2 protein-coding genes are annotated in these 852 nt (G+C 64.4%); one reads left to right on the forward strand and one right to left on the reverse strand.

Features of this window, described 5'->3' with window-relative positions; all coding sequences use genetic code 11:
* Positions 1-44: 44 nt before the first annotated feature.
* Positions 45-440, reverse strand: a complete 396-nt coding sequence (locus ABB33_RS17690) for an outer membrane protein assembly factor BamE (protein WP_056932960.1) — start codon at positions 438-440, stop codon at positions 45-47.
* 104 nt (positions 441-544) lie between these two features.
* On the opposite strand from ABB33_RS17690, the gene ABB33_RS17695 reads away from it, so the two are divergent.
* On the forward strand, positions 545-852 hold a 308-nt coding region (locus ABB33_RS17695), incomplete at its 3' end, for a transcriptional repressor (RefSeq protein ID WP_248842464.1).

Consider the following 852-nt stretch of genomic DNA (forward strand, 5'->3'; position numbering starts at 1 on the left):
GGCGGGCGCGCGGCGGCGATTGATGCGGTGCGTGGCGCCTGGAATCAGCGGCCGCCGCGCTTCTTCTTGTCCTTGGGCAGGTTGCGGCCGAACTGGCGTACGCCTTCGCGCGCCAGCTCCGCGTCGTTGTTGGGGAAATAGTCGCCTTCCCAGCGGGTGACGCGGTCGTTCTCGAAGAACACGGTGAAGTTCTTCACCTCGGTCTTGCCCAGGCGGTTCACGCGCTGGCTGGAGGTGTAGTCCCAGCGCTGCGCATGGAACGGGTCGGGAATGGACGGCGTTCCCAGCAGCGCATTGACCTGCTGCTTGCTCTGGCCCGCCTGCAGTTGCGCGACGGACTTTTCTTGCAGCAGGTTGCCCTGGTAGATGGGCTGCTTGTAGATGATGCCGCAGCCGGTGGTGGACAGGGCGACAACGGCGATCAGCAGGAGGTTGCGCATTGGGACGGGCGAATGAGGAAATCCCGGCGATGATACACTCCCCGGCACCCAGCGCGATCTGACCGGAGGCAACTGGCGTCAAACCGCCAATGAACACGATGGCCATGGAATCCAACGACCTGCGCAAAGTCGGCCTCAAGGTGACGCATCCGCGGATGCGCATCCTCGCGCTGCTCGAGCAGAACACCCCCCACCACCACCTGACCGCAGAGGACATCTACCGGCAGCTGCTCGACTGCGGCGACGAGATCGGCCTGGCCACGGTGTACCGCGTGCTGACCCAGTTCGAGGCGGCCGGCCTGGTACTCAAGCACAATTTCGAAGGTGGGCAGGCGGTCTACGAGCTGCCTCTTGTACAGCTCTCCGAGCCCACGAGACTGAGGCGAACCGCGTCTGCCGACTTCTGCTTGCA

This window comes from Stenotrophomonas acidaminiphila, assembly GCF_001431595.1.
Taxonomy (GTDB): domain Bacteria; phylum Pseudomonadota; class Gammaproteobacteria; order Xanthomonadales; family Xanthomonadaceae; genus Stenotrophomonas; species Stenotrophomonas acidaminiphila.